General features: G+C 72.6%; 15 protein-coding genes. 6 read left to right on the forward strand and 9 right to left on the reverse strand.

Annotated features, from left to right (window positions below; genetic code table 11):
- Positions 1 to 518: 518 nt before the first annotated feature.
- From IT780_RS06910 to deoC, 5 genes are all read right to left on the reverse strand, one after another.
- A complete protein-coding gene (locus IT780_RS06910) occupies positions 519 to 2,840 on the reverse strand; it encodes a serine/threonine-protein kinase (RefSeq protein ID WP_199510542.1) in 2,322 nt (773 codons plus the stop codon).
- 76 nt (positions 2,841 to 2,916) lie between these two features.
- On the reverse strand, positions 2,917 to 3,825 hold the full coding sequence (locus IT780_RS06915) for a SatS C-terminal domain-containing protein (protein ID WP_199510543.1): 909 nt from the start codon (positions 3,823 to 3,825) through the stop codon (positions 2,917 to 2,919).
- Between the two features lie 96 nt (positions 3,826 to 3,921).
- Positions 3,922 to 4,791 carry an aldehyde dehydrogenase family protein gene (locus tag IT780_RS06920; RefSeq protein WP_199510811.1) on the reverse strand — a complete coding sequence of 290 codons (870 nt, stop codon included), beginning with the start codon at positions 4,789 to 4,791 and terminating at the stop codon, positions 3,922 to 3,924.
- Positions 4,792 to 4,867: 76 nt separating this feature from the next.
- The gene (locus IT780_RS06925) at positions 4,868 to 6,295 is read right to left on the reverse strand and encodes an aldehyde dehydrogenase family protein (protein ID WP_199510544.1); all 1,428 of its coding nucleotides are present in this window, start codon (positions 6,293 to 6,295) and stop codon (positions 4,868 to 4,870) included.
- A 5-nt stretch (positions 6,296 to 6,300) separates the two neighbouring features.
- On the reverse strand, positions 6,301 to 7,251 hold the full coding sequence (gene deoC / locus IT780_RS06930) for a deoxyribose-phosphate aldolase (protein ID WP_199510545.1): 951 nt from the start codon (positions 7,249 to 7,251) through the stop codon (positions 6,301 to 6,303).
- Between the two features lie 62 nt (positions 7,252 to 7,313).
- Between deoC and upp the strand changes: the two genes are divergently transcribed.
- A complete protein-coding gene (gene upp, locus IT780_RS06935; RefSeq protein WP_199510546.1) occupies positions 7,314 to 7,946 on the forward strand; it encodes a uracil phosphoribosyltransferase in 633 nt (210 codons plus the stop codon).
- Here upp and IT780_RS06940 read toward each other — a convergent pair.
- Complete coding sequence (locus IT780_RS06940) at positions 7,943 to 8,425, reverse strand: NUDIX hydrolase (RefSeq protein ID WP_307831075.1); 483 nt, start codon at positions 8,423 to 8,425, stop codon at positions 7,943 to 7,945. The genes upp and IT780_RS06940 overlap by 4 nt on opposite strands.
- A 71-nt stretch (positions 8,426 to 8,496) precedes the next feature.
- On the opposite strand from IT780_RS06940, the gene IT780_RS06945 reads away from it, so the two are divergent.
- Genes IT780_RS06945 through IT780_RS06955 form a run of 3 tightly spaced genes read left to right on the forward strand, consistent with a single transcriptional unit; the run spans position 8,497 to position 13,636 of the window.
- Positions 8,497 to 11,973: a bifunctional glycosyltransferase/CDP-glycerol:glycerophosphate glycerophosphotransferase gene (locus tag IT780_RS06945; RefSeq protein WP_199510548.1), complete on the forward strand. Its 3,477-nt coding sequence runs from the start codon at positions 8,497 to 8,499 to the stop codon at positions 11,971 to 11,973.
- Positions 11,974 to 12,008: 35 nt separating this feature from the next.
- Positions 12,009 to 12,896 (forward strand): GT-D fold domain-containing glycosyltransferase, encoded by an 888-nt coding sequence (locus tag IT780_RS06950; protein ID WP_199510549.1) that lies wholly within the window; start codon positions 12,009 to 12,011, stop codon positions 12,894 to 12,896.
- Positions 12,897 to 12,955: 59 nt separating this feature from the next.
- Positions 12,956 to 13,636: a GOLPH3/VPS74 family protein gene (locus tag IT780_RS06955; RefSeq protein WP_199510550.1), complete on the forward strand. Its 681-nt coding sequence runs from the start codon at positions 12,956 to 12,958 to the stop codon at positions 13,634 to 13,636.
- A 6-nt stretch (positions 13,637 to 13,642) separates the two neighbouring features.
- Here the strand turns inward: IT780_RS06955 and IT780_RS06960 are convergent, their stop codons facing one another.
- Both IT780_RS06960 and IT780_RS06965 read right to left on the reverse strand, forming a co-directional pair.
- Positions 13,643 to 15,286, reverse strand: coding sequence for a phospho-sugar mutase (locus tag IT780_RS06960; protein WP_199510551.1), 1,644 nt, complete (start codon positions 15,284 to 15,286; stop codon positions 13,643 to 13,645).
- 23 nt (positions 15,287 to 15,309) lie between these two features.
- Positions 15,310 to 17,229 (reverse strand): serine/threonine-protein kinase, encoded by a 1,920-nt coding sequence (locus tag IT780_RS06965; RefSeq protein WP_199510552.1) that lies wholly within the window; start codon positions 17,227 to 17,229, stop codon positions 15,310 to 15,312.
- 208 nt (positions 17,230 to 17,437) lie between these two features.
- Here IT780_RS06965 and IT780_RS06970 point away from each other — a divergent pair, with 208 nt between their 5' ends.
- Positions 17,438 to 19,009 carry an acyl-CoA mutase large subunit family protein gene (locus IT780_RS06970; RefSeq protein WP_199510553.1) on the forward strand — a complete coding sequence of 524 codons (1,572 nt, stop codon included), beginning with the start codon at positions 17,438 to 17,440 and terminating at the stop codon, positions 19,007 to 19,009.
- Positions 19,010 to 19,228: 219 nt separating this feature from the next.
- A complete protein-coding gene (locus IT780_RS06975) occupies positions 19,229 to 20,488 on the forward strand; it encodes an amidohydrolase (protein ID WP_199510554.1) in 1,260 nt (419 codons plus the stop codon).
- On the opposite strand, the gene IT780_RS06980 is transcribed toward IT780_RS06975, so the two are convergent.
- Entirely contained in the window at positions 20,485 to 21,420 is a 936-nt protein-coding gene (locus IT780_RS06980; protein WP_199510555.1) for a ketopantoate reductase family protein, read from the reverse strand. The genes IT780_RS06975 and IT780_RS06980 overlap by 4 nt on opposite strands.
- Between the last annotated feature and the right edge of the window lie 81 nt (positions 21,421 to 21,501).

Below are 21,501 nucleotides of genomic sequence, written 5' to 3' on the forward strand. Positions count from 1 at the left end.
GGCACGGTGGCCAGGCGCGGCGGCCAGGCCGGGGCTTTGGCGCGGTCGTCGGGCCGGGCGAGGCGCGGTGTTCAAGTCCGATGGCCAGGGCCCGGCGGGAGACGCAGCGGGCAGGCCCAACGGTCGCACCCGGGTGGGCGGGCGCCGCGGCCATGGCTCGCCCGGCAGCCAGCAGCCGGGTTCGGGGCGGTCAGGCTGCCCTCGAGCGGGCAAGCCCGAGTGAGCAGCTCCAAGCGGCAGGCCCGAGTGGGCGGCCCATAAGCGGGCAGCTCCAAGCGGCAGGCCCGAGTGGGCGGCCCATAAGCGGGCAGCTCCAAGCGGCAGGCCCGAGTGGGCGGCCCATAAGCGGGCAGCTCCAAGCGACAGACCCGGGTGGGCGGTCCACAAGCGGGCAGCTCCAAGAGGCAGACCCGGGTGGGCGGCCATAAGCAGGCAGCCCCAAGCGGCAGGCCTGCGTGAGCGGCTTCAGCAGGCGACCAGGTGGCGGTCAGACCGGCGAGGACAACCAGGCCGCGGGGTCAGCGGCTCGGGTAGCCCGCGTTCCGGTAGTCCTCGGACTCCTGGCCGTCCCGGCTGAAGTCCCAGCCGCCCGCCGCCTCGCGACCCGGCCGGCCGCCGATCGCGTACCCGCCGATTTCCTGTCCGCGACGCCAGCCGCGGAAGTAGCCGGTGGTGTGCGCGGCGATGCTGGCCGCGTCGCGGACGATGCGGAGGGGGCGTTCCTCGCGGAGCGGGGAGCCCGGCACGAGGTTGGCCTGCGGCACTCGCTTGGGCAGGCCGGCCGGCGTCTCGGCGGCCACCTCCGGCGCGGAGGCTTTCTCGGCCGCGCGCCAGCCCGTGTCCATCGGGCTGCTCCAGTCGAGGTCGGCCGGGGCGGCTGCCTCGTCGTGGCCGGTGAACCAGGCGGAGCGGGCGGCCGCGAAGATGAGGAGGTCGCCGTCGCCCTCGGCCGGGACCGGCGGGGTGGTGCTGCGGTCCAGGGCCGTCAGGGTGGGCGTGGCGCGGCGGGCCGTGGCGCGGCCGTTGCGGCCGCGGTCGTCGACGAGGCGCAGGGGCGGCGGGTCGGTGATCGCCGTGACGTCCGGCGGGGTGGTTTCGAGACCGCCCAGGCCGGATTCCACGAGTCGCAGCGACGGCGGCTCCTTCGGCATGTCCTGCCACGGCGGCTTGACGCGGCCGTCCGAGGGCGGGCTGCTGACGGCGGCGGGCGGCGGGGTGGCCGCGTCGTCGGAGGAGTTCAGCAGGGGCCAGTTGGCCCGCGAGCCCGGCTCGGGCGTCTCAGGGCCGCGCTGCGCGGGCATGGGCAGCGAGAAGTCGGTGGCGCCGCCCGGCGCGGGAGCCGACCCGTTGCGGGTGTTCGGCCGCGGCGGGATGACCGTGCGCTGGCGTTCGGCGCGGGCGCTGCTCATCGCCGCGTTCGTCAGCGTGGGGCGGAACGGCTGGCCCGCCTCCGCCGGCGGGACCGACGAGGGGCGGGAGGCCGGCGAGGTGGGCCGGGGCGCCGACGAGCCGGGGCGGGCGCCCGGGGTGATCGGCGTCATACCCGGCGGGGGCGGCGGCACCGACACCGGGCGGCTGGCGGGGCCGGCGGCCGGGGTGCGGGTGGGCAGGCTCGCGGCGGGGGCGGCCGGCGGCGGGGTGACCGGGCGTGGCGCCATCGGCGGCGGCATGATCGGGTCCGGCGCGACCGGGGGCGTGGTGAGCGGCCGCGGGTTGGCCGGTCCGCCGCTCGCGGCGGCGGGCTCGGGGCGGCCACGGCGGCCGATGCGGGTGCCGGTGTCGCCGGGGCGGCCGAGACGGGTGCCGGTGTCTCCAGGGCGGCCGAGGCGCGTGGCGGTGTCGCCGGGACGGCCGAGGCGCGTGCCGGTGTCTCCGGGGCGGACCGAGGGCAGGCTCGCGGCGGGCTCGGCGGCGCGGCGGGATCCCGCCTGGCGGCGGCCCGGTACCGCGTTGGCGGCCTGCTGGCTGACCCGGGCGGCGAGCGTGCCGACCAGCGCCTCGCAGGCGGAGTCGCAGGACTTGACGGCGCCGATGGCGTGCCGGACGGTGTCGGCCGCCGCCGGGGCGAGGGACTTGTTGACGCCGCCGCGGCGCGGGGACTCGTTGATGGCCACGACCAGCGCGGTGACGGCCGCGACGACCTGGTCCTCGGTGCCGGCGCCGGCGCGGGTCAGCTCGTGGGCCACCTCCTCGGCGACCTGCTGCGGGTCGGCGCCGCGGCCGGTGAGGCGGCCGGGCTCGGGCAGCGCGTCGAGGACGGCCAGCGCGAGCGGGTGCGCGGGATCCGGGTACGCCCGCAGCGCGGCGGGATACAGCTCGCGCAGCACCTCACGCAGGGCGATGGCGGAGGCGTACCGGCCGTTCAGCATGGCGATGTGCGCGGCGAGCACGGGCTTGTAGCTCACGAGGTCGCGCGGGGTGGGAACCGTGACGGCGGCGATGGCACCGGCCTGCAGCGCCCGGGCGAGGCCCACGGCGCGACGGGCGGCGGGGGGTGCCGCGATCTCCTCGGGGGACTCGTCGTCGGCGAAGCGCTCGGCGAAGTCGTCGGCCGAGTCGTCGTCGGCCACCACGAGGGGACGCCCGGCGGCGGTCAGCAGCGACGTGACCATGTGGTCGTCGCTGTCGGCGGCCACCGCGGCCTCGGCGAAGCCGCTCGTCCGTTCGACGAGCAGCATGCCGAGCTGGGCGTACCCGGCCGGGTCGTCGCTGATCTCGTGAACTCCGAGCAGCCGTCCTGCGTCGTCCACCACGGCGATGGTCAGCGCGGAGCCGGCCGAGGCCGAGCGCACCGTCTCATCAGCCGACGCCAGACCGCAGTACACGCGCACGAGCGCCACGGCGTCGTCCTCCTCCCCGGGTGAGGGTTGTTCGCGACCTGATTTCGGCCAAGGACTGATGGTCCCTGGTGAGGGGTCAGTCGCGCCAGTCCACAGCGGCAGAGATCTTGCCGATTACCGAACGCCATCCCAGGCTCGCCTGTTGTGCGCCGATTTTACGGAGCTTGCGGCGTCCGAAGAAACCGCCCATTCCGCCACTCTCCGCGGACCGGAGGGACTCGTCCAGGTCATCGAGCGGTGAGCCGGGCGCCAGGGCCAGGATCACCGGCTTCAGACGCAACGCGTGACCCAGGTCCCGGGCCACCTCACCCGCGGCGATGAGCAGCGGAAGGTCCCAGGTGTCGTGCCCGCCGCGCAGGTTCTCCACGACGAGGTCCAGCTCGTAGCGGTCCTCCGGCAGCGGGTCGACGTCGGACGACTGTACCCGCTGGGCCAGGGTCGGCCAGGTGTCCAATTGTGCGAGATCGTGCGGCGCACCCGAATGTATGAAGGAGACCAGCGACTCGGGACTCTTGAACGCGAGAAGTCTGCCCTTGTGGCTCAGGAAGACGGGCACCTCCTCGTCGTCCGCCTGGTCGGCCTCCGCCTCCGGCTCGTCGTCCTTGAAGTCCTCGGGGTCGGGCTCCTCGACGACCTCGCCGTCCTCGTTGCGCAGCACGCCGTCGTCGGACCGGTGGGTCTTCGAGCCGGTGGCGTCCTCCGCGACCAGCGCGGTGAACTCCTCGTCGACGATGACTTCGTCCTCCTCGGCGGCGCGCGCGGCGGCCGCACGCTCCCGCGCCTCGAAGGGGTCGTCCTCGTCGGCCTCGACCTCGGTGAGGGTGAGCTCCGAGGCCTTCCGGTACGCCCGCAGCGTCAGCGCGACGCCACCGGGGAGGGCGATCTCCACCGGCTCGATCCGGACCTCGTCCCAGAGCGAACGGCCCGACGGGCCCTCTGTGACCGTCGAGGCCTCGGCGGCCTCTTCGGGAGACTGGCTGGCCACGCTGACCTCCGGATGGGTTCTCGCACGCTGTTCGGATGGGTGAGTCTGCGCACACACCTTAGTGGTCGCTCCTGGGAGGGACCCGACCGCGGTGGTCTAGAAGCCCTTGGGGTGCCAGACGGTCTTAATCTCCAGCAGCGCGGTCATCGGCCCCAGGCCCGGGTCGGCCGTGAAGTCCGTGCCGTCCGCCGGGGGCCGGACCACGCGCTTGAGGCTGCCGGCCGCGGACCGTTCGAGGTCCGCCGCGAGCGCCGGGTCGGTGACGCCGGTCAGGTCGAGGGCGTTGACGTCGTCGTGCGAGGCCAGCCACGGCGCGGTCTCGGCGGCGTTGCCGGTGAGGATGTTGACCACCCCGCCCGGCACGTCGGAGGTCGCCAGCACCTCGGCGAGGGTCACGGCGGCCTGCGGCGTGGCGGTGAGCACCACGACGGTGTTCCCCGTGACGATCGCCGGGGCGATCACGCTCACCAGGCCCAGGAACGAGGCCGGCGCCACGACGCCCACGACACCGGTGGGCTCCGGCGCGGAGATGTTGAAGAACGGGCCGGCGACGGGGTTGGCGCCGCCGTGCACCTGGGCGATCTTGTCGGACCAGCCGGCGTACCAGACCCAGCGGTCGACGGCGGCGTCCACCTCGGCGGCCGGCACGCCCAGCGCCACGAACTCGGCGCGGCGCGCCTCCAGCATCTCGGCGACCCGGTAGAGCACCTGCCCCCGGTTGTACGCGGTCGCGCCGGCCCACTTGGGCTGGGCCTTGCGGGCGGCGATCACGGCATCCCGCGCGTCCTTGCGCGAGGCGAGCGCCACGTTGTCGCCGTCCACCAGATAGGTCCGTCCTGACTCGCTGCGCGGGAAGGCGCCGCCGATGTACAGCTTGTAGGTCTTGCGGACGGTGAGCCGCCCGGACGTGGCGCGGGTCGCGACGGCGGCGGCCGGGACCGGGGTCGCGGTGACCGTCTTGGCCAGCGCCGCCTTGCGGACGGCGACGGCCTTGCCGGCGGACTTGTCGGAGCCGCCCTTGCGCGGGCGGTCGGACGATGACTCAGGCAAGGTACGCCTCCAGGCCGTGGCGGCCGCCTTCACGGCCGTAACCGGACTCCTTGTAGCCGCCGAACGGCGACGTGGGGTCGAACTTGTTGAACGTGTTGGCCCACACCACGCCCGCGCGCAGCTTGTCGGCGACCGCGAGGATCTGCGAGCCCTTGTCGCTCCAGATGCCGGCGGAGAGGCCGTACGGGGTGTTGTTGGCCTTCTCGATCGCCTCGTCGGGGGTGCGGAAGGTGAGCACCGACAGCACCGGGCCGAAGATCTCCTCGCGGGCGATCCGGTGCGCCTGGGTGACCCCGGTGAAGATGGTCGGTGCGAACCAGAAGCCCTGCGACGGCAGCGTGCACGGTGGCGACCAGCGCTCGGCACCCTCCTCGGCGCCGATGTCGGAGAGCGTACGGATGCGCTCCAGCTGCTCCGCCGAGTTGATCGCGCCGACGTCGGTGTTCTTGTCCAGCGGGTCGCCGACGCGCAGCGTGGCCATCCGGCGTTTGAGCGACTCGAGCAGCTCCTCGGCGATGGACTCCTGGACGAGCAGCCGGGAGCCGGCGCAGCAGACGTGCCCCTGGTTGAAGAAGATGCCGTTGACGATGCCCTCGACGGCCTGGTCGATCGGGGCGTCGTCGAAGACGATGTTGGCCGCCTTGCCGCCGAGCTCGAGCGTCAGCCGCTTGCGGGTGCCGGCGACCGAGCGGGCGATCTGCCGGCCCACCTCGGTGGAGCCGGTGAACGCGACCTTGTCGACACCGGGGTGCTCGACGAGCGTGCGCCCGGCGTCGCCGGCGCCGGTGACGATGTTGACCACGCCGGGCGGCAGGTCGGCCTGCCGGCAGACGTCGGCGAAGAACAGCGCGGAGAGTGGGGTCGTCTCGGCCGGCTTGAGGACCACCGTGTTGCCGGTGGCCAGCGCGGGCGCGATCTTCCACGCGAGCATCAGCAGCGGGAAGTTCCACGGGATGACCTGCGCGGCGACGCCCAGCGGCCGCGGGTTGTCGCCGAAGCCGGCGTACCGGAGCTTGTCGGCCCAGCCCGCGTAGTAGAAGAAGTGGGCGGCGACCAGCGGGAGGTCGACGTCGCGCGACTCGCGGATGGGCTTGCCGTTGTCGAGCGACTCGAGCACGGCCAGCTCGCGGGAGCGCTCCTGGATGATCCGCGCGATGCGGAAGAGGTACTTGGCGCGCTCGGCGCCGGGCAGCGCCGACCAGGGACCGGACGCGCGCCGGGCGGCGGCGACGGCCCGGTCGATGTCCTCCGGCCCGGCGGTGGAGACCTCGGCGAGGACCTCCTCGGTGGCCGGGTTCACGGTCTTGAAGGCGCCGCCGGAGGAGGCCGGGGGCACGAACTCGCCGTCGATGAAGAGGCCGTACGAGGGGGCGATGTCGACTACCGAGCGGGACTCGGGTGCGGGGGCGTACTCGAACATGGCGATCAGTCCAGCGTGAAGTAGTCGGGGCCGGCGTAGTGGCCGGTGGTCAGCTTGGTGCGCTGCATGAGCAGGTCGTTGAGCAGCGACGAGGCGCCGAAGCGGAACCAGTCCGGGTGCAGCCAGTCGTCGCCGACGGTCTCGTTGATGAGCACCAGGTACTTGATCGCGTCCTTGGTGGTGCGGATCCCGCCGGCCGGCTTGACCCCGACCTGCCGCCCGGTGCGGGCCCGGAAGTCGCGGACCGCCTCGAGCATCACCAGCGTGACCGGCAGCGTGGCGGCCACGGGCACCTTGCCGGTGGAGGTCTTGATGAAGTCGGCGCCGGCCAGCATCGCGAGCCAGGAGGCACGGCGGACGTTGTCGTACGTCCCCAGCTCACCGGTCTCGAGGATCACCTTGAGGTGGGCCTGGCCGCAGGCTTCCTTGACCGCGACGATCTCGTCGTACACGTGGTCGTAGCGCCCGGAGAGGAACGCGCCCCGGCTGATCACCATGTCGATCTCGTCGGCGCCGCCGGCGACGGCGTCGCGGGTGTCGGCGAGCTTGACGTCGAGCGGCGCCTGGCCGGACGGGAAGGCCGTGGCGACGCTGGCGAGGTGGACGCCGCTGCCGGCCAGCACCTCGGCGGCCACCGGGACCATCGCCGGGTAGACGCAGACCGCGGCGACCGGCGGGCAGGTGGGGTCGGCGGGGTCGGGGCGCAGCGCCTTGGCGGACAGCGCGCGGACCTTGCCGGGGGTGTCGGCGCCCTCGAGGGTGGTCAGGTCGACCATCCGGATCGCCAGGTCGATGGCGGCCGCCTTGGCGGTGGTCTTCACCGACCGGGTGCCCAGCGCCGCGGCCCGCGCCTCCACGCCGACCTTGTCCACGCCGGGCAGCCCGTGCAGGAAAGATCGGAGATCGAAGGCGGAACCGGACACGCCGGGCAGCCTCGACGTCGTTGTCGCAGTCATGAGAGGGATTCTACGCGGCCCACCGACAGTTGATCTTGGACAACCCCGGTAGGTTGAGCGGCGTGGACGTACTCGTCGTTGATCACCCGCTGGCCCAGTCCCGTCTCACCGCCATGCGGCGGGCGGAGAGCGACTCCGGCACCTTCCGCGCCGCCCTGCACGAGCTGACCACCATGGTCGTGTACGAGGCCGCCCGCACCTTCGCCGTCGAGCAGTACCCGATCACCACGCCGGTCGCGCCGACCCAGGGCACCCGGCTGGCCAACCCGCCGCTGATCGTGCCGGTGCTGCGCGCGGGCCTCGGCATGGCCGACTCGGCGCTGGCCCTGCTGCCCGAGTCGTCGATGGGCTTCGTCGGGCTCGCCCGCGACGAGGACACGTACGAGCCGCGGGCGTACATGGAGTCGCTGCCGGGGGACCTGTCCGGGCTGCCCGTGCTGGTTCTGGACCCGATGGTCGCCACCGGCGGCTCGCTGCTGCACTGCTGCCGGCTGCTGGTGGACCGCGGCTGCACCGACGTGACGATCTGCTGCGTGCTGGCGGCGCCCGAGGGCATCCAGCGGCTCGAGGAGTCCGGGCTCCCGCTGCGCCTGGTCACGGCCAGCATCGACCAGGGCCTCAACGAGAAGATGTACATCGTCCCCGGCCTGGGCGACGCGGGTGACCGCCAGTTCGGCGGCATGCCCCGGTTCTAGGTGTACGACCAGCTGAGGGCCCGGCCGTCGCGGAACGGCATGACGCCGTGGAACGGTTGCGGGTCCTCGGCGAAGACGAGCGGCAGGAAATGGCGGTCCGACTCCCACATGGGTACGCGGCCCGCCAGCACGTCAGCGACCGGTATCCAGTGCAGGCTGCCCTCGTCGTTGCCCGGTAGCGGCGTGCCCGTCCAGACCGGGATGCGGAAGAGGAAGCCGAACCAGTTCTCGCCGTTGCGGCCGAAGCCGGGCCAGGAGACGGTGCCCGCCAGCTCGACGGTGACGCAGTCGAGGCCGGCCTCCTCGCGGATCTCCCGGCGCATCCCGCTGACGACGTCCTCGTCGGGTTCGAGCTTGCCGCCGAGCCCGTTGTAGTAGCCGAAGTGGAGGTCGTCGGGCCGGGTGTCCCGCCGGATCATGAGGACCTGCCGGCCGTCGGGCGAGGTCACGTAGCCGAGTGTCGCGAGGGTTGCCTGCACGGCGGAAACCTTAGGTGTGGGAATCCGCGGATGCTCGGACCGGGCCCCTAAATGGTGCATATCCTGCCGAAATGGCGAGTTCGGTCCTCAGCATCGTCGTGCCCATGTACAACGTCGGGCCCTACCTCGACGAGTGCCTGGGCTCCCTCGCCGGGCAGTACCGGCAGGAGCTCGAGGTCGTCATGGTCGACGACGGCTCGACCGACGACAGCGCCGCCGTGGCCGAGCGGTACGCCGCCCGCGACCCCCGGTTCCGGCTGATCCGCCAGGAGAACGCCGGGCTGGGCGCCGCCCGCAACACCGGCACCGAGCACGCCACCGGTGACTACCTGATGTTCGTCGACAGCGATGACGCGCTGGCGCCGTACGCGGCCGAGCTGCTCGTCGGCAGCCTGGAGAAGACCGGCTCGGACTTCTCGTGCGCCAACGTGCTGCGGCTCACCACCAAGGGGCTGAGCCAGTCCGGGATGCACCGGGCGCCGTTCGCCGCCACGAAGCTGCGTACCCATGTCAGCCACTTCCCCGCGCTGCTGGGCGACCGTACGGCCTGGAACAAGGTCTTCCGCCGCAGCTTCTGGGACCTGCACGAGTTCGTGTTCCCCGAGGGCGTGCTGTACGAGGACATCCCGGTCACTGTCCCCGCGCACGTGCTCGCCGACTCGGTGGACGTGCTGAGCGCGCCCGTCTACTACTGGCGGGAGCGGGAGGGCCCGGACAAGTCGATCACCCAGCGCCGGGAGGAGCTGCCCGCGTTCCTGGACCGGCTGGAGAGCTGCTGGGCGGTGAGCCGCCTCCTCGGCCGGTCCGGCTACCACGGCATCAAGCGGCTGTACGACGAGTCGGTGCTCAAGAGCGACCTGATGCTCTTCGTCCGGGTGCTGCCCCGGGTGGACGACGACTACCGGCAGGTGTTCCTGGACCGGACGAACGCGTACCTGGACACCGTCGACCCGGAGGCGATCCTCGAACTGCCCGCCGTCCAGCGGGTGCTCTGGACGCTGGTACGCCACCGGATGATGCCGGAGATCCTCGAGCTGGTGCCCGTGGTGCGCAAGCAGCGCCGGATCGCCCGCAGGGGGCTGCGCCGCTACCACGACATGGACCTCTTCCACGCGAAGCTGCCACAGCTGCCGCCCGAGCTGTTCGCGGCCGGGACGCCGCGCCCCCGGACGAAGGTGCACGACGTGGCGTGGGAGGACGGCAGGCTGCGCATCCGCGGCCACGCGTTCATCCCGGGCCAGTCGGCCGCGCACCCGTGGAGCACCTCGCGGCTGATCTGGCTCAAGGAGGCGGGCGGACGCCGGACGCGGCGTACCCCGCTGATCAACCGGCGCTGCGTCGACGCGACCGCCGACCACGGCTCGGCGCAGACCTCGTACGACTGGTCCGGCTTCGAGGCGGTCATCGACCCGCAGACGCTGCGGACGCCGGAGGGTGTCTGGCGCGACGGCGAGTGGTCGATCGTGACGGGGGTCGTGGGGCTGGGCCGCAAGAGCAAGGGCTCGCTGGAGATGGGCCAGCCCGCTACCCCGGTACGGCTGACCGCCTGCCAGTTCGGCGACGTGCGGGTCACGCCGTACGTCTCGGACGGGCGGTTGCGCCTCAAGGTCGGTCACGTCGGGGCCGTGCTGGATGCCGTCCACCGCGACGGGGATGCCCTGGTCATCGGCGGGAGAGCCGGCGTGGGGGAGCCGACGACGGCGATCCTGTCGCGGGTCGACGGGCTGGTGTGGCGGCGGTACCCGTTGACGCCCGACGGGGACCGGTTCACCTTCAGCATCCCCGTGGAGGATCTGCAGGTGGACGGGGTCGCGTACGCGCCGCTGCGGATCGGCGAGCCGGCCGACCGGTGGGTGATCCGGCTCGCCACCGGCACCAAGCGCAGCGGCGAGCTGCCCTGTGCCCTCGCGGACGGCACGCTCGAGCCGGTGGACCTGGGCGCGCGCACCGTGCACCTGCACCGCGGCGAGACCGGCGAGCCGGTGCTGGCCGCGTTGCCGACCGGACCGGTCCTGACCGCCGTGAGCACGGCCGCGCGGCAGTTCCACTTCAGCGGGCGCCTGCACGGTCGCGCGGAGCGGATGGAGCTGGTGCTGCGTCCGGGCAACGGCCGCGAGACCAAGGCTTTTCCCGTACGCGTGGAAGGCGCGACCTGGCACGCCGAGGTCGACCCCGACGCGGTGGAGCACTTCGGCACCCGGGTCCGGATGCGTACGGGCACCTGGAACGTCCTCTGCCGCATCGCCGGCGGCCCGGTGGAACCCCTGCCCGCGACAGCCACCGCCGTGGAAGCGTTGCCGTTGGCGCTCGCCGGGGACGCGCCCCGGGTGTCGCTGGAGTGGCTCGCCGACGAGCGCGTGGTGCTGCGGATCCGCTCGGCGCTCGACGACGAGGAACGCGGCCGCGGCAACCAGGCCCGGCTCCGCGACCGGCACTACCCGGCGACGCGGGAGAAGCCGCTGCGGGACGTGGTGCTCTACAACAGCTTCACCGGACGGCAGTACTCGGACAGCCCGCGCGCGGTGCACGAGGAGCTCGTCGCCCGCGGCCTGCGGCTGGAGCACCTGTGGGTGTCGGTCGACGGGCAGGCGCCGGTGCCGCACACCGCCGACTCCGTGCCCCTGTGGAGCCGGCGGTGGTACGAGGCGCTGGCCACCGCCCGCTACATCGTCACCAACCAGCACCTGCCGGAGTGGTTCCGCCGCCGGGAGGGACAGGTGGTCGTGCAGACGTGGCACGGCACGCCGCTCAAGCGGATCGGCTTCGACATCGCCGACGTGCGCTTCACCGACCGTCGCTACCTGGAGAAACTGGCCCAGGAGGCGCCCAACTGGAGCTTCCTGGTCTCGCCCAACACGTTCAGCTCGCCGATCCTGCGCCGCGCGTTCCGCTACGAGGGCGAGCTGCTGGAGATCGGGTACCCGCGCAACGACGTGCTGTTCCGCGACCGGGTGGAGATCGCCGAGCGGGTCCGGGCCGTCGTCGGCATCCCGCCGGAACGCAAGCTCGTCCTGTACGCCCCCACGTGGCGCGACGACGAGTACAGCGGTGGCCAGTACCGCATCTCGATGCAGCTGGACACCCGGGACGCGGCCGAGAAGCTGGGCGCCGACCATGCCCTGCTGGTCCGCCGGCATCCCAACGTGCTGGACGAGATCCCCGGCGACGGCGACGGGTTCGTCTACGACGTGTCCACGTATCCGGACATGGCCGACCTGCTCGCGGCGGCCGACATCCTGATCACCGACTACTCCTCGGTCATGTTCGACTTCGCGAACACCGGGCGGCCGATGCTGTTCTTCACGTACGACCTCGCGTACTACCGCGACGAGCTGCGCGGCTTCTACTTCGACTTCGAGGCGGAGGCGCCCGGACCGCTGCTGGCCACCTCGCCGGAGGTCGTCGCCGCGATCCGGGACGCCGACGCGACCGCCGCCCGGTACGCCGACCGCTACCGCGCGTTCGCCGCGAAGGCCTGTGACCTGGACGACGGCCACGCCGCGGCGAAGCTGGCCGACCGCATGCTCGAGGCCGGGGGAAGCCGATGATCCGGGACCGCGTCAGGAAGCTCATCAAGCGCCACATGTCCGGTCCTCCGGCGGACCCGCGCGTGCTCAAGGCCATGAAGGAGGCGAACACCGAGGCGCGCAAGCAGAACGAGCTGCTCTACGACATCCGCTGGGAGCTCAAGCAGCAGCGCAAGTACCTGGAGGGCTTCCGCGCGTACGCCTCGACCGCGATGTTCGCCGAGATCCGCGCGTTCACCGAGGCGCAGCAACTGGGCTTCGAGGAGACCATGCGGCGGGTGGCGGACAACCGGCTGAGCCTGGCCCGCTTCGGCGACGGCGAGCTGAAGATCATGCTCCGGCCGCAGTACAACCTGCGCTTCCAGCCCTGGTCGGCGCGGCTCGCCGGGGATCTGCGCGCGGTGCTGACGATGGACGGCTTCGACCCGGATCGGCTGCTGGTCGGGTTCCCGTACACGTTCCGGGACGTGCACTGGACCTCGGTGTGGCAGGACATCTGGCCGGAGGTGAAGCCGCTGCTCAACCCGATCGTCCCGTACGGCACCGCGCACGTGTCCCGGCCGATCTACTTCTCGCACCTCGGCCGACGCGGCGTGGAGCTGTGGCGTGACGTGTGGGACGGGCAGGACATCAGCATCGTCACCGGCGAGGGATCGCGGTTCCACCTCGAGCCGGCGCTGTTCGGCAACACCCGCTCCATCGACTTCGTGTACTCGACGGCGACCGACGCGTACGCCGACCTGCCGCGCCTCATGCGGCAGCTGGAGGACGGGGATCCGAGCCGGCTGTACCTGTTCGCGCTGGGCCCCGCCGGGACCCTCGCGGCAGCCTGGTTGTCGCAGCGCGGGCGCTGGGCCATCGACATGGGTCACATCAGCGAGAGCTGGGCGAACGTCTTCGCCGGGGGCGCCTGGCCGGAGGAGCTCGAAGTGGTCCGGAAGTAGTCACCGGGGCAACCCCTCTGGCGGTTGCCCCGGTGACACCGGCCACTATCGTTTTCGACATGACCTCCATCGCGCTCGCCGAGGAGCTGCTGCTCCTCGCGTATGACGACCAGACCGGCAAGGCGACCGGTTCCCGTATCGGACTCGACCTCGGCATGGCCGCGGCCGTGCTGGTCGACCTCGCGCTCGCCGGGCGGATCGCGTACGCCGACGGCAACCTGGTGGTGAAGGACCCGACCCCGACCGGGGAACCGATCGCCGACGCGGTGCTCGCCAAGGCGGCCGCGGACGTCCCGCACACCCCCGCCCAGTGGGTGCAGCGGCTGCGCCACCGGCTGCGTGAGCGGGTCCTCGAGGACCTGGTCGCCCGGGGCGTCATCCGCGACGTCGACGAGACCCAGCTCGGCGCGATCCACGTGCACCGCTACCCGACGACGGACCCGGCGTACGAGGCGGAGATCCGCAAGCGGCTGGCGGACGCGCTGATCACCGACGCGGTGCCGGACGAGCGCACCGCCGCGCTGGCCACGCTGCTCGTGGCGACCCGCATGGAGCCCGCGCTGCGGCTGCCGCCGGAGGAGTCGGCCCGTGCCCACGAGCGGCTGGAGCAGATCGCGAGCGGGGCCGGCTTCTCCGGCGCGAGCATCGAGGACTCCATCGTGCGGCCCAGCGTCGCGCTGGTGGTGGCGACCCTGGGCCGGGCGATCAGCGCGGCCCTGGGCACCCCCAAGGTGCTGTAGCCGGCGCTACAGCCCCAGCGCGGCGGAGACCTCCTTCCGGAGCTGGGCCATGCCCGCTCCGGAGCGGAACCGTGCGGTGACGAGCTTGCCGGTGCCGACCGGCTCGATCACCTCCAGGTACGCCTTGAGCTTCGGCTCGGTGCCCGACGGGCGGATGACCACCCGGGCGCCCGCCGTCCGCAGGGTGAGCACGTCGGCGGCCGGCGCCCGGTCCTCGACCTGCGTCACCGGCTCGCCGAGCAGCGTGGCGGGCGGGTTCGCGCGGACCCGCTGCATCGCGCGGGTGATCACGGTGAGGTCGTCGACGCGTACCGACAGCTGGTCCGTGCGGTGCACGCCGAGCTCGGTGTCGAGCTCGTCCAGCCGGTCCCGCACCGACTTGCCCTCCGCCTTCAGCGCGGCGGCCAGCTCGGCGATGCGCAGGGCGGCCGTGATGCCGTCCTTGTCGCGGACCATGTCCGGGGCGACGCAGTAGCCGAGTGCCTCCTCGTAGCCGTACGCCAGCTCGTCGGCGGCGCGCACGATCCACTTGAACCCGGTCAGCGTCTCCGCATACGGCACATCGCGGGCCGCGCACAGCGCCTTGAGCTGGGTGGACGAGACGATTGTGGTGGCGTACACGCCCGGGGTGCCGGTGCGGATGAGGTGGTCGGCCAGCAGGATGCCCAGCTCGTCGCCGCGCAGCGCGCGCCAGCCGCCCTCCTCGCCGGTGGGCAGCGCCACGGCGCAGCGGTCGGCGTCCGGGTCGTTGGCGATGGCGAGGTCCGCGCCCGTCTCCGCGGCCAGCGCGAGGAGCAGGTCCATGGCGCCGGGCTCCTCCGGGTTCGGGAACGCGACCGTGGGGAAGTCGGGGTCCGGCTCGGCCTGCTCGGCGACCACGGCGGGCGCCTCGAACCCGGCCGCGGTGAAGGCGGCGTCCAGCACCTTGCCGCCCACCCCGTGCAGGGGCGTGTACGCCACCCGCAGCTCCCGCGGCCCGTCGCCGAGGACGGCCGCGGCGCTGGCCACGTACCCGTCGACGATCTCCTCGCCGAGAACCGTGCCGGGCTCGCCCAGCGGGACCTCCGCCGGGGCCCCGACGGCCTGGATGGCGGCCTCGATCCCGGCGTCGGCGGGCGGGACGATCTGCGCCCCGGCGCCGGCCGGCCCGCCGAGCTGCGCGCCCAGGTACACCTTGTAGCCGTTGTCCTGGGGCGGGTTGTGGCTGGCGGTGACCATGACCCCGGCGACGGCGTCCAGCTTGCGGACCGCGTACGCCAGCACCGGCGTCGGCAGCGGGCGCGGCAGCACCAGCGCCTCCCGGCCGGCGGCGGTGGCGACCCGCGCGGTCTGCTCGGCGAAGTCCTTCGAGCCGTGCCGGGCGTCGTACCCGATGACGAGCGGGCCGTGGCCGCCCTGGGCGTCGAGCCAGGCGACCAGCCCGGCGGCGGCGCGGGTCACGACGGCGAGGTTCATGCCGTTCGGCCCGGCGCGCAGCCGGCCGCGCAGCCCGGCGGTGCCGAACGTGAGCGGGCCGGCGAACCGGTCGGCCAGCTCGGCCGCGCTCTCCGGGAGGCGGTCGAGCAGCGCGCGGATCTCGTCGCGGCCGGCCGGGTCGGGGTCGTCGGCCAGCCAGGTCTCGGCCAGCTCGCGAAGGTCGTCAGTTGCCATGCTCAGTGGATAGCACGACCCGGTCAGCCGTCGAGCGCGAAGGTCCTCACGAGGTTCTCGAAAATCGGCTTGCTCTCCGCGAACTGCTGCTCGGTGCTGGTCATGTAGAACGAGTACGCCTTGCCGTTGGTGAGGATGGCGCCCCAGAGCCCGTGCCGGGTGCCCGCGCACGTGTACTCGAGGACCGCGCCGGGGTGCCCGCTGATCTCCCGGTCGGTGAGGCCCACCTGCGCGTACGGCTTCGGGCAGCTGGAGCCCTTCTTCTTGAGGTTGCTCTCGGCGATCTTCAGGAAGCTCTGCGGGGTGCCCTTGCCGGGCTCGACCAGCAGGCGGACCTTCCGTTCGGCGCTGGGGTCCACGTAGTCGACCCAGCTGCCGCCGCTCTTCTTCGTCCAGCCCTTGGGCACGGAGACGCTCGTGCCGCGCCCCTTGTACGCCACCGTGGCGAAGCCCGGGTCGCCCGCGGCGTTGCCCCGGGGCACGCCGGCCGCGGTGGGGGTCTTGTCGTCGCCGCCGCCGGAGAAGGCGAGCACGATGGCGATCACCAGCAGGACGGCGACCCCGCCGGCCGCGGCGAGCTGCGTGTTGCGCGGCCACCCCTTCACCGTGGTGACCGCCTTGCCGGTGGCCTCGCGCACGGTGGCGACGGTCTTGTCGATCATCTGCCGGCGCTTGACGGCCGGGCCCGCCACCACGGTGCCGCCACCTGCCATCGGCTCGCGGGCGGCGCGGGCGCCGTCCCACTGCCGGCGGGGCGGTAGCACGCTGGTGGTGTCGCCGCCCTGGCCGGACGGCGGGATCACGCTGGTGCGGTCGCCGTCGGGCCCCGGGTAAGCCCCGGTGGGCTGGTCGGCTGCGGGCGCGGCGGGGCGCTTGTCGTCCGTGTCGCCCTGCTTGAGCTTCGCCAGGTGGCCGGAGAGCGAGTCGCCGGGCGCGAGCATGGCCCGGCCGCCGATCTGACCCGTGGGCTTCTGCTGCGGCGGGATCGGCTGGGTCTCGGCCGCCGGCGGGCGCTGGGACGGGACCACCGAATACGGGTCCGTCATCATGTGCGGCGGCGCCTTGCTGGCCAGCGGGCCGGCCAGCTGCTGGCGCAGCATCGTGCGGGCGGTCTGCACGTCGAACCGGCGCGCCGGGTCCTTCTCGAGCAGGCCCATCAGCACCGGCGTGAGCGAGCCGGCCCGGACCGCCGGGGTGGGCGGGTCCTCGACGACGGCGTGCATGGTCTCGATCGGGTCGCCCTTGTCGAAGGGCGGCCGGCCCTCGATGGCGGTGTAGAGCGTGACGCCGAGCGAGAACAGGTCGCTGGGCGGGCCGAAGTCGCTGCCCATGGCGCGCTCGGGCGAGATGAAGTGCGGCGAGCCCAGCACCATGCCCGGCGTGGTGAGCTGCACGTCGGTGGGCATCCGGGCGACGCCGAAGTCGGTGAGCACGCAGCGGCCGTCGGTGCAGATCAGCACGTTGGCCGGCTTGACGTCGCGGTGCAGCACGCCGTGTGCGTGGGCCACCTCGAGCGCCCCGAGCAGCGCGATGCCGATCTTGGCGACCACCCGTGAGGGGACCGGGCCGTCCTCGATCACCATGTCCGCGAGGCTGCGAGCCTCCAGCAGCTCCATGACGATCCAGGGCCGGCCGTTCTCGTGCACGACGTCGTAGACCTGCACGACGGCCGGGTGCTGCAGGGCCGCGGCGGCGCGGGCCTCGCGCATCGTGCGCTCGTACATCGCGTCGCGGTCGCTGGGGGCCAGGCCGGGCGGGAGGATGACCTCCTTGATCGCCACGTCCCGGCGCAGCAGGGTGTCGGCGGCACGCCAGACCGTGCCCATGCCACCGTGGCCGACCGCTGCGCGAAGGGTGTACCGCCCGCCGATGAGCGTGCCCGGGGCTGCGCGTCCGCTGGTCGGAGCGGTGTTGCCACTGCTCCACGTCGGAATCTGAGTCACGTGAGATGCCACCGAATGGGGTGTAGGGGGCGGTCGGCCAACCACGCTATCTTGCCGGTTCGTACCCCGATTCGAAAAGCCGGTCATGGAGTGTTTCCGCGAACTTGACGGACCGTAGCAAGGCTGTCGCATAGAGTGGAACTTTTCGGACGCGAGGTGCAAAATCCCTCACACCCCACCGGAGCTGAACGACGCCTAGGATCGCGGTGTGAACGCAGAATCCGGGTTCGAGATCAAGCCGGTCTACGACGCGGGCGACCTGCCCGCCGACGTGGAGGAGAAGCTCGGCCGGCCCGGTGAGTGGCCGTACACCCGCGGCGTCTACCCGACGATGTACACGAAGCGGCCGTGGACCATGCGGCAGTACGCCGGCTTCGGCACCGCCGCCGAGTCCAACGCCCGCTACCACCAGCTGCTCAAGGCCGGGACCATGGGGCTGTCGGTGGCGTTCGACCTGCCCACCCAGATGGGGTACGACTCCGACGAGCCGATCGCGCACGGCGAGGTCGGCAAGGTCGGCGTGGCCATCGACTCCATCGAGGACATGCGGCGGCTCTTCCGCGACATCCCGCTGGACCAGGTGTCCACCTCGATGACGATCAACGCGCCCGGCTCGGTGCTGCTGCTGCTCTACCAACTCGTCGCGGAGGAGCAGGGAGTGCCCGGCTCGGCACTGCAGGGCACCATCCAGAACGACATCCTCAAGGAGTACATCGCCCGGGGGACGTACATCTTCCCGCCCAAGCCGTCGCTGCGGCTGGTCGCGGACACGTTCGCCTACTGCCGTACGGAGATCCCGAGGTGGAACACCATCTCGATCTCCGGCTACCACATGGCGGAGGCCGGGGCCACGCCCGCGCAGGAGATCGCGTTCACGCTGGCCAACGGCATCGAGTACGTACGCGCCGCGGTCGCCGCCGGCCTCGCGGTGGACGACTTCGCGCCCCGGCTGTCGTTCTTCTTCGTCGCCCGCACCACGCTGCTGGAGGAGATCGCCAAGTTCCGCGCCGCCCGGCGGATGTGGGCGCGGATCATGCGCGACGAGTTCGGCGCGACGAACCCGAAGTCGATGATGCTGCGGTTCCACACCCAGACGGCCGGCGTGCAGCTCACCGCGCAGCAGCCCGAGGTCAACCTGGTACGCGTCGCCGTGCAGGCCCTCGGTGCGGTCGCCGGCGGCACGCAGTCGCTGCACACCAACGCGTACGACGAGGCCATCGCGCTGCCCACCGAGAAGTCGGCCCGGCTCGCGCTGCGGACCCAGCAGGTGCTCGCGTACGAGACCGGGCTCGTCGACACCGTGGACCCGTTCGCCGGCTCGTACGTGATCGAGGCGATGACCGACGAGGTGGAGACGGCCGCGACCGCCCTGATCGAGCGGGTGTTCGGCTACGGCTCGGCGGTCGAGGCGATCGAGCAGGGCTTCCAGAAGCAGGAGATCGAGACCTCGGCCTACCGGATCGCGCAGCAGATCGACGGCGGCGAGCGGGTGGTGGTCGGCGTCAACCGTTTCGGCGCCGACGAGGAGGAGAAGTACGAACCGTTGCGCGTCGACCCGCAGATCGAGGCGGAGCAGAACGCGCGCCTGGCCACGCTGCGCGCCGAGCGGGACGGCTCGGCGGTGGAGGCCGCCCTCGCCGATCTGCGCAAGGCCGCCGAGGGTACGGACAACGTACTGCCGCCGATGCGGGAGGCGTTGCGCCGCCGTGCCACGGTTGGTGAGGTCTGCCACACGTTGCGCGGCGTCTGGGGGGTATACCACCCGGTGGAGCACTTCTGAGCGCTGCCTGGATTTGAACCGCGTCACCTCCGCGATTCGTAACCCGTTGTAGGAGGTGGTCAACGCATGCCGCCCGGAGATCGCTCTTATCAGGGCTTTCGTAACAGTCCGCGATCCGACCAATACGGGAATGACGTTGCACAGCGTCACCAAAATGGGTCTAGGCTGTCGCGCGTTGCGGAAAACGGACCGAATACCGAGAGCGATAGAGACATCGACGTGACGAGTGCACTGACGGCGCCGGCCGGCGCCGAGACGGCGACTTTCCCCGGACCGCCCCCCGGGGCCGAGCCCCTGCCCGGTCAGCTCGACCGCTGGCTCGCCGCGCGGGGAGCCGAGCTCGTGGCCATCCGCCGTCACATCCACGCGCACCCCGAGCCGTCCAACGCCGAGTTCGAGACCGCCGCGCTCGTCGCCCGGGAGCTCGCCGTGGCGGGCCTCTCGCCGCAGCTGCTGCCCAAGGGCAACGGCCTGATCTGCGACATCGGCGAGGGCGACCGGGTGGTGGCGTTCCGCGCCGACCTGGACGCGCTGCCGCTGCAGGACACCAAGGACGTGCCGTACCGCTCGACGGTCGAGAAAGTCGCGCACGCCTGCGGCCACGACGTGCACACCACCGTGCTGCTCGGGCTGGGCCTGGCCCTGGCGCAGCTCAACGAGCAGGGCGAGCTGCCCGGCCGGGTACGCCTCATCTTCCAGCCCGCCGAGGAGTACGTGCCCTCCGGCGCCCCCGAGGTGATCGCCTCCGGTGCGCTCAAGGACGTCGTCGCGATCTACGCGCTGCACTGCTACCCGCAGCTGCCCGCGGGCCTGGTCGGGGTCCGCTCCGGCCCGTTCACCGCGGCGGCCGACACGGTCCGCGTACGCCTCACCGGCCCCGGCGGGCACACCGCCCGGCCGCACCTGACCGCCGACCTGGTGCACGCGCTGGGCCGGGTCATCGTGGACGTCCCCGCGCTGCTGGACCGCCGGGTCGACCCGCGGGCCGGCGTCTCCATGGTGTGGGGAGCGGTGAAGGCCGGTCAGGCGTTCAACGCGATCCCCGGCGAGGGCGAGGTGCTCGGCACCGTCCGCATCCTCAACCGCGAGGCGTGGCGCGACGCGCCGGAGCTGATCTCCCAGCTGATCCACGACGTCGTCGCGGCCACCGGCGCCAAGGCCGAGATCCAGTACAACCGGGGCGTCCCGCCGGTGATCAACGACCGGATGGCCTCCGCGGTGATCGCCGGGGCGGCCGGCGCCGCGCTGGGCGCCGACCGCGTGGTCGAGGCGGAGATCAGCATGGGCGGCGAGGACTTCTCCTTCTACCTGGAGAACGTCCCGGGGGCGATGATCCGCCTCGGCACCGGCACGCCCGGCTCGGAGGTCAAGTACGACCTGCACACCAGCAACTTCGACGTGGACGAGCGCTGCATCGGCTACGGCGTACGCGTCATGGTGCACACCGCCCTGGCGGCGCTCTCCACCGGCGCCTTTTAGAAGGAGGGCTCGGCGGCCTCCAGTCTGGGCGCCGCCACCCCCAGCCGGCGCGCTTCGGCCAGGGTGTCGCGGCAGACCGCACGCAGCTCTTCCGGGTTGCCGTGCGCCTCGAGCAGCAGGCGCACCGGCGGGAAGTGACCGAGCAGCCAGGCGAGCACCGGCGCCGTCAGCCAGGCCGGCGCCCGGACCGGCCACACGTCGTCCCGGTGCCGCCGCAGGTCGACGCCACGGGCCTCGACGAGCGGCAGCAGTTCCCGGGTGGCCAGTATCGCCTCGCGGACGCTGCCCGGCGATCCCGCCAGCCCGGCCAGCGAGCCGAGCTTCAGGCTCTGCGTGTGCAGGCCCGCGTTCTGCACGAAGTGGATCCACAGCCAGCCCCGGAAGTCGGGCTGCTCCCGGAAGCGGAATCCGGCCTGCCGGAAGGCCTCGCGGACGGCTCGCTCCCGCTCGGTCGGCGGCCGGCCGAGGGTGCCGAAGAAGACCATCGGCAGCAGAGCTCCCCGCAGCACCCCGTCGTCGCCGAAGCCGCCGCCGGCGCCGGGGAAGCCCCAGGCCACCTGGTCGGCCGGGAAGGGCTCGGCCGCCACCGCGGGCTCGGCCCACAGGTTGTTGAAGATCAGCACCGTGGCCCGGCCCAGGCGCGGGCCCAGGAAGGCGGCGGCCTCGGCGAAGGCGTAGTGCTGCACGCTCAGCACGATCAGATCGAAGTCGTGGTCCGGTTCCAGCGATTCGCGGTACCGCACCGGCCACTTCTCACTGACGCGCTGCCCTCGGAGTCGGCGTCGCACGTCGAGCAGTTCGAGCGCGATCGTGTCCCCGTACGCCGCGGCGCGACCCGGCCGGACGTAGAACTCGACCTCGTGCCCGGCCCGCTCCAAGGCCCATCCGTGGATCGTGGCGATGACGCCCCGGCCGAACATCAGGATCTTCACGTCGCGCCTCCGGCCCTATAATCGGAGGCCATCTCCACTTGCAAAATATGGAGATGACTTCCACTTGTCAAGGAGGGGCTG

The sequence above is a fragment of the Nucisporomicrobium flavum genome (genome assembly GCF_016464385.1).
GTDB lineage: Bacteria > Actinomycetota > Actinomycetes > Mycobacteriales > Micromonosporaceae > Actinoplanes > Actinoplanes flavus_A.